A 6,990-nucleotide genomic window follows, 5' to 3' on the forward strand; every position below is an offset into this window, starting at 1 on the left:
GGGCTATAAGCAAATCTAAATTCGCTTATTCGTTGCCGAATACCCGCGGGTCGCCGCTCAGGCGCCCGTCGGCACGCGCCATCGACGCAATCGTTTCCATGTCCTCGTCGGTGAGTTCAAAGTCGGTGACCTGAAAGTTCTCCTTGATGCGCGACGGCGTGCCCGACTTCGGGATGGCCACGATGCCACGCTGAAGGTGCCAGCGGATAGCAACTTGGGCGGGAGTTTTGCCCAGGCGATCTGCGATTTCAGCAATCGGCGAGCCCTCAAAGTACTTCGCGCGCCCCAGCGGCGACCAAGCCTGCGTGACAATACCGCGACGACGATCGTCTTCAACCTGCTCATTCTGCGGGAACTGCGGATGCAGCTCAATCTGGTTGACCACCGGAGTCTCCGAGAGCTGGTCGAGCACCTCTGGGTAAAAGTTCGCCACACCAACCGAGCGAATCAGCCCCTCACGCTTGAGCTCCAGCAGCGTATCGAAACACTGCCCAAACGTCCCCTGCTTCTCCACCGGCCAGTGCACAAGCACCAGGTCAACGTAGTCAAGGCTGAGCCGTTCTAAAGATACCTGTACGGACTCGCGTGTCGCCGCCGACCCCTGCGCATCGTTCCAGACCTTCGTGGTCACGAAGATATCTTCACGCTTTACGACGTTCGCAGCGACCGCATCAGCAATACCCTGCCCAACCCCTCGCTCATTGCGATAGAGCGATGCGGTGTCGATGTGGCGGTAGCCGATTTCCAGGGCGTAGCGCACGGATTCGCGCGCCTGCTCATCGTCAAGCTTGTAGGTACCGAACCCCAGAATCGGGATGGCGTTGCCATCGACCATTTCCACGTTGGCAATTCCGGTTGTCGCTGCATCGTACTTCAGATTGAGTGTGGTCATGCCAACCGAGTGTACGGACTGAAAGTTTTTTAGATTTTTTCTACCCCGCTGACCTGCGGTTTAGAAAGGTGAGTGCGCTTCATTTTGTTGTGAGCTATTGACGTAGCGTTGTGTTTATATAACACTTTGGGGTGTGTCCCCAAAGATTAAACCCAAAGACCCGATATTCAACAGAATTTCAGTGCTGCGGGCAGAACACGGACTCAGCCGAGCCGAACTAGCCAAACAAGTAGAGGTCAATCCTCAAACGATTGGCGCGTTGGAGCGAGGTGACCACTACCCCAGCTTGGATCTGGCATTTCGCATCTGCGCGGTGTTCGATCTCCCCGTTGAGGCGGTGTTCTCTCGCGAGGAATTCAAGCCCATGTCCTCTGCCCTATACCGAAAGGAAAGCTAACGATGCCAGCTATTCGGACTGAAAACGCAACACCGAACTTTTTCGAAAAGCTAGAAGCCCGGCGCGAAGCGAAGTACACAAAGCGTGTCGAGCAGATGTCGAGCTGGTTGCCCAAGTGGCGCAACCAGGTGGCGCGGCGGAAGCTGGTCATCGCATTCGAGGTATGCCTTGTGCTGATGCTGCTGAGTGGCATCGCGCTTCTCGGTAGTCTGACCGATATTTTCCCGGGCTGGTTTTCTCTGCTCTGGCCAGTGATTTCCCTCATCATGGTCGTCGTCTGGACCAGCCTCAACATCACAGTCGACATGGTTGACAGCGCACCGACCTCGCTACTGGACGAATACCAGCAGGAACAGATTCTGAACCTGCGGGGGCTGACATATCGCTGCTTCACCTACTTCGGCTTGGTGGCCTTCCTCGCTCTAGTTCTGGTGGGCACTTATGTTCTGAACGAACAACCTGCCTGGGGACACTACATTCCGTACAGCTTCGGAATCTTCGGAATTATCGCTTTCCTCTACATTTCCACGCTGCCCACCGTCGTCTACGCCTGGAATCTGCGCGACGACTAGTACGGGCTCAAAAACTCACATCCCTCCCCTGCCCTTCACTCCTCAATTTAAGGATTATGATGAACAGCCTCATTATTGACGGGCTTGAGAAGTCCTACGGAGACCTGCAGGTTCTCCGTGGCATGAGCTTCCAAGTTCACCCTGGAGAAATCTACGGCTTCGTCGGCTCTAACGGTGCCGGCAAGACCACCACTATGCGCATTGCCCTGGGCGTGCTGGCCACCGATAAAGGCGAGGTACGCATCGGCGATACCCCGATGAATGACTCGCTGCGCCGCACGATTGGCTACATGCCAGAAGAACGCGGCCTCTACCCAAAGGATGAGGTCCGCAAGCAGCTGATTTACTTTGCTCGCCTACACGGTGTGCCCACCAAGCGCGCGGAGTCCAACGCCGACAACTTGTTGGATCGCCTCGGTCTCACCGAGCGCGCTAACGACAAGGTCGACACGCTCTCGCTCGGCAATCAGCAGCGCGTGCAGCTGGCAGCCTCCCTCGTCCACGACCCAGAAATACTCGTCCTCGACGAGCCCTTCTCTGGTCTCGACCCAGTTGCGGTCAAGGTGATGAGCTCCGTACTCAAGGAGTACGCCGACCGCGGCACCCCGATTGTGTTCTCTTCCCACCAGCTCGATCTCGTTGAGCGCATGTGTGACCGCGTCGGCATCATCCGCGACGGCCGAATGCTCGTGGAAGGCACCGTTGATGAGCTGCGAGCACGGGGCCCGCGGGCTTTCGTCGTCAAGCTCGATGGTGCGTCCCAGGATTGGGCGACCTCCGTCGAGGGCGTGACAAGCGTGGAGCGTGATGCCCACGGTGCCACCGTCGTTCACCTCGATTCCAACGCCCCCGCCGATACCGACCAGAAGCTGCTGCACAGCGCAATGGCAGCGGGAACGGTCCGTTCGTTTGGACCTCTCCAAATTCCACTTACCGAGCTCTACCAGGAGGCCGTACAGCAATGAGCACCAACACATACAACGCCTCAACGGCCGTCAAGACTGTTTTCGTCCGCGAACTCCGCGAGCATCTGCTGAAGAAAAGCTCGCTAATCACGCTCATCATCATGGCAGTGGCGGCCGTCGGCGGTATCTTCGTTGCCGACTACATGACCTCCAAGTCCGATAATGACACCGTAAAAATCGCGGTCGTCGGAGAAGCGCCGTTCGCGGACTCTCTCGCCGACGCTACCGCCGAAATAAAGGATGCTGAAGGCGCGGATGCCGCAGCCGGCGCATTTGCCACAGCATCGCTCTCACCGTTGGAGATTACGTCCGCGGCAGACGACAAGGCCGCTCGCGCTGCCGTCACCGACGGCGACGCCGACGCCGCTCTCGTCCCCGACACCGCAGAAGGCAAGGAGGGCTCGTGGAAGCTGCTTGCCGACGACGCCCCATCCTGGCTGGCCCCAATGCTGCAGGAGTCGCTGCAGAAACAAAATGAAGCCATGCTGCTCAGCGAAAACGGAATCAACCCCAGCGAGTTTTTCTCCAAGACTCAAAGCGCAGCCGTGTCGGTGGAGTCGCTGGATGAAGCCAAAGACGAGAAGATGCCCGCAGTGGTCATCACACTGATTGGTGTGATGGTCATGATGACCGCCATCCTCGTCTTCGGCGGCGCGGTGGCCACCAGCGTCATCGAGGAGAAGTCCTCCCGCGTCATCGAGATCATTCTCTCGACCGTTCGCCCGGCGCACCTGCTGGCTGGCAAGATCCTCGGCGCCGGTCTGGCCGGCATCATCATGATGAGCGTGCTGACCGCCAGCGCCGCAGTTGCCCTCATGATTACCGGATTGGCGGAGAGCTTCGATGTGCCGTGGTCCGCAGTCTGGCTGCTGGTCCCGTGCTTCATCCTCGGTTACTTCTTCTTCGCCGCGCTGTATGCAGCCTCCGCATCCCTGGTCAGCCGTATGGAAGACTTCCAGGGCGCACAGATGCCGGTACTGGTGTTCTCGCTGATTACGATGTATGTTCCGCTGTTTGGCTGGAGCAAGCTGGACTCTACCGTCATGCAGGTTGCAGCGTGGATTCCACCGGTTTCCATCACCACTGCCCCGATGCAGTACGCCGTTGGCAACTTCTCCGCACTCCAGTTGGCGGCTTCGCTGCTAATCATGGTTGTGGGAGTAGCCGCAGTCATCGCACTCGCCGCCTGGATCTACCCGCGCAATGTCCTGCGCACCGGTGCCGCGGTCAGCTGGAAGAAGGCTCTGACAGCCAAGAGCTAGCCCCAGCCCTGCCCAAAAGAGCGTGGCTCCTTCGGCCACGGTCACCTAAAACCGAATAATCGTCAATCGCGTAGTTTGCTCAGCGCACCTTATAGGCCTTTGCGCAGCGCACCTTATAGACCATGGTCCGCCGCAAACTTCGCGATTTTTCCTGTCTCGCCATAGGAGGTCTGCGCCCCCACGCCTGTCGCCGCATGAGCCGAGACCACCGCCGCAAGACGAGCTGCCGTCACCACATCATCGCCCGCGGCCAACGCGGTTAGGACCGTACCCATGTACGCATCACCGCAGCCCGTGGTGTCCACGACCTCGATGGGCAGCGCTGGAATGCGAGTGACTGCCACCTCGCTTTCCGACGTCCTCAAGACCGCAGACCCCTCCCCGCCAAGTGTGACAATGGCCGTGGAAATCCCGTGTTCGTCGGCAAGCGCGCGCCCAACCGCATCCCACTGACCGTGCTCGCAACCGGCGACCGCGCGCTCGGAGCCGATGATGGCTGCGAGTTCGTGCTCGTTGACAATGAGGACATCGACCAGCGCGAGCAGATCCTCACTGACCGCCCGAATCGGCGACAGGTTGAACACCACCGGCACACCCGCATCGTGGGCAATCTGTGCGGCGGCCAGGACAGCCTCATCACAAATCTCCAGACACAGACCGAGGCACCCAGCCCGCTGAATCTTGTCCGCATGACTGCGCACCATCTCAGCATCGACTTCGCCATTGGCGCCAGCGGAGATGACAATGAAATTCTCCGCCGCATCATCAACGACAATCATGGCTGTACCAGTGGCAGAGTCGACGGTCTCAACTGCAGAGATGTCCACGTGAGCGTCGGTAAGCGCGTCGCGCAGCAACTGCGCATTGGGATCCGAACCGACCGCGCCGACCAGTTCCACGGCCGCGCCCAGTCTTCCAGCCGTCGCCGCCTGATTCGCCGACTTACCGCCCGGCAGAATGCGCAGAGGACTGCCCTCGATAGTCTCACCACCATGCGGCAGGCGCTTCACGGTGACAGTCAGGTCTGCGTTGATGGAACCGACGACACATACGTTTGGCCTCTGTTCAGCCAGCTCGGTGAGGCGCTCAGTAATCGGCATTGGTTCGACTCCTCGGTAGTGCGGACACGTTTTTTCCGACAATAGCGCTACCCCTTTCCGCCCACCATCAACTAAGCCGGTTTACCCCTTGTTTACTACCGTGGAGGTATGGCTAGAATCAGCGCCCAACAAGTAATAGATACCGTCCTCGACCACGGAAGTTTCACATCCTGGGACGGCGCGCCCGAGCATGGCAACATCGACGAGTCCTACCGCGGCACACTGTCCCGAGCCTCTGAGAAGACCGGTCTCGATGAGGCCGTTATCACCGGTGAAGGCACCGTCGGCGGCAAGCGCGTCGCCGTCATCTGTTCTGAGTTCGGCTTCCTCGGCGGTTCTATCGGCGCCGCAACCGCTCGTCGTATTATTCGCAGCATCGAGCGCGCGACTGCGGAGCAGCTGCCGCTGTTGCTCTCCCCGACCTCGGGTGGCACTCGCATGCAGGAGGGCACTGCGGCGTTCGCGCTCATGATCTCTATTACCACCGCAGTGGCGCGCCACAAGGATTCTCACTTGCCATTCCTGGTGTACCTGCGCAATCCCACCACCGGTGGTGTCATGGCGTCGTGGGGGTCGGCAGGCCACTTCACCTTCGCAGAGCCCGGCGCGCTTCTCGGCTTCCTCGGCCCGCGCGTCGTCGAGCTCGCTACCGGCGAACCCATGCCCGAAGGCGTTCAGACCTCCGAGAACCTGTTCAAGCAGGGCATTATCGACGGCATCATTCCGCTCGAAGGTCTGCGCGGCGCTGTCCGCCGCACCATCGACGTGCTTGCCGACGGAGACGCCAGCGAACCCACCCCACCGCCAGCAGCAGCCATTGATGGTCGCGATACCTGGGAAGCTATCCTGCGCACCCGCGATACTTCTCGTCCAGGTGGCGGCGATATTATCGATGCCCTTGTCGACTGCTCCGTGCCGATTTCCGGCACTGGCGATGGCCACAAGTCGCTGTCGGTTCGGGCTCGCCTGGCGCGGATTGGTGAGCGGCCGGTGATTCTGGTCGCCCAGGATCGCCATAACCAGCCGCCGCTGGGCACGCATCCAATGGGGCCGGGCTCACTGCGTTTTGCCCGCCGTGCGATGCGCATCGCGGAAAGCCTGAACATTCCGCTGGTCACGGTCATTGACACCCCAGGCGCTGAGTTGACCAAGGACGCCGAGGAAAATGCCATGGCCGGCGAGATTGCCCGCACCTTGACCACGCTGGTGAACTTGAAGGTTCCGACCGTGTCACTCATTCTCGGCCAGGGCTGCGGTGGCGGTGCGCTGGCCATGCTGCCCTCTGACCGCGTGCTGGCAATGCACGATGCCTGGATGTCTCCGTTGCCGCCGGAGGGTGCTTCGGCGATTATCTACCGAGACACCGAGCATGCCCCGGAAATGATGGAGGAGCAGGGCGTTGGCGCCGAGGCCATGCTGAAGACCGGGGTCATCGACGAGATTGTGGCCGAACCTGAGAATCCGGCCGAACTGCCCCGCCGTGCTCTGAGTGCTATCGAGCACGCCCTCTGGGAGCTGGAGAAGAATCCGGCTCGCGTTGGCCGTGAGCAGCGTTTCGACCACTACCGTCGCTTCGCGCTGGGTGAGTAAGGGGTCTGGGCCTGGTTTGGGGCTGGTGTGGGGCTGGTTTGGGCCTTCAGCCCCCCACCCCAACCTCAGAAAGCAAGAAAGTGACTGAGTTTATGACACTTTTGGGCAATTTTTCACGGGTAGGGTCAGGCGGTCATTGCATCATGGATAACACCAGAGATTACCTCCCGGGGAGTTAACCCGTCGAGCACTACCCGTGGCCGGTTATTCAG

At 60.0% G+C, this 6,990-nt stretch carries 7 protein-coding genes; 5 read left to right on the top strand and 2 right to left on the bottom strand.

Annotated features, from left to right (window positions below):
* Positions 1-25 precede the first annotated feature (25 nt).
* On the bottom strand, positions 26-892 hold the full coding sequence (locus AB1Z34_RS08220) for an aldo/keto reductase (protein WP_367158207.1): 867 nt from the start codon (positions 890-892) through the stop codon (positions 26-28).
* A gap of 133 nt (positions 893-1,025) precedes the next feature.
* Here AB1Z34_RS08220 and AB1Z34_RS08225 point away from each other — a divergent pair, with 133 nt between their 5' ends.
* Genes AB1Z34_RS08225 through AB1Z34_RS08240 form a run of 4 tightly spaced genes read left to right on the top strand, consistent with a single transcriptional unit; the run spans position 1,026 to position 4,088 of the window.
* The gene (locus tag AB1Z34_RS08225; RefSeq protein WP_005511796.1) at positions 1,026-1,289 is read left to right on the top strand and encodes a helix-turn-helix transcriptional regulator; all 264 of its coding nucleotides are present in this window, start codon (positions 1,026-1,028) and stop codon (positions 1,287-1,289) included.
* Between the two features lie 2 nt (positions 1,290-1,291).
* The gene (locus AB1Z34_RS08230; protein WP_258225402.1) at positions 1,292-1,861 is read left to right on the top strand and encodes a hypothetical protein; all 570 of its coding nucleotides are present in this window, start codon (positions 1,292-1,294) and stop codon (positions 1,859-1,861) included.
* Between the two features lie 59 nt (positions 1,862-1,920).
* On the top strand, positions 1,921-2,826 hold the full coding sequence (locus AB1Z34_RS08235) for an ATP-binding cassette domain-containing protein (protein ID WP_323632430.1): 906 nt from the start codon (positions 1,921-1,923) through the stop codon (positions 2,824-2,826).
* Positions 2,823-4,088 (top strand): ABC transporter permease, encoded by a 1,266-nt coding sequence (locus AB1Z34_RS08240; protein ID WP_256887083.1) that lies wholly within the window; start codon positions 2,823-2,825, stop codon positions 4,086-4,088. The genes AB1Z34_RS08235 and AB1Z34_RS08240 overlap by 4 nt, the downstream gene beginning before the upstream one ends.
* Before the next feature lie 113 nt (positions 4,089-4,201).
* Here the strand turns inward: AB1Z34_RS08240 and AB1Z34_RS08245 are convergent, their stop codons facing one another.
* Positions 4,202-5,188, bottom strand: a complete 987-nt coding sequence (locus tag AB1Z34_RS08245) for a ribokinase (RefSeq protein WP_049189719.1) — start codon at positions 5,186-5,188, stop codon at positions 4,202-4,204.
* Between the two features lie 108 nt (positions 5,189-5,296).
* On the opposite strand from AB1Z34_RS08245, the gene AB1Z34_RS08250 reads away from it, so the two are divergent.
* A complete protein-coding gene (locus tag AB1Z34_RS08250; protein ID WP_070595314.1) occupies positions 5,297-6,778 on the top strand; it encodes a carboxyl transferase domain-containing protein in 1,482 nt (493 codons plus the stop codon).
* Positions 6,779-6,990 lie beyond the last annotated feature (212 nt).

Origin of the sequence: Corynebacterium sp. 045007 (assembly GCF_040743205.1) — a bacterium.
GTDB classification, from domain to species: domain Bacteria; phylum Actinomycetota; class Actinomycetes; order Mycobacteriales; family Mycobacteriaceae; genus Corynebacterium; species Corynebacterium jeikeium_D.

Coding starts and splice junctions, on each gene's coding strand:
- AB1Z34_RS08220 (WP_367158207.1), bottom strand. CDS start 892: ATGACCACACTCAATCTGAAGTACGATGCAGCGACAACCGGAATTGCC.
- AB1Z34_RS08230 (WP_258225402.1), top strand. CDS start 1,292: ATGCCAGCTATTCGGACTGAAAACGCAACACCGAACTTTTTCGAAAAG.
- AB1Z34_RS08235 (WP_323632430.1), top strand. CDS start 1,921: ATGAACAGCCTCATTATTGACGGGCTTGAGAAGTCCTACGGAGACCTG.
- AB1Z34_RS08240 (WP_256887083.1), top strand. CDS start 2,823: ATGAGCACCAACACATACAACGCCTCAACGGCCGTCAAGACTGTTTTC.
- AB1Z34_RS08245 (WP_049189719.1), bottom strand. CDS start 5,188: ATGCCGATTACTGAGCGCCTCACCGAGCTGGCTGAACAGAGGCCAAAC.
- AB1Z34_RS08250 (WP_070595314.1), top strand. CDS start 5,297: ATGGCTAGAATCAGCGCCCAACAAGTAATAGATACCGTCCTCGACCAC.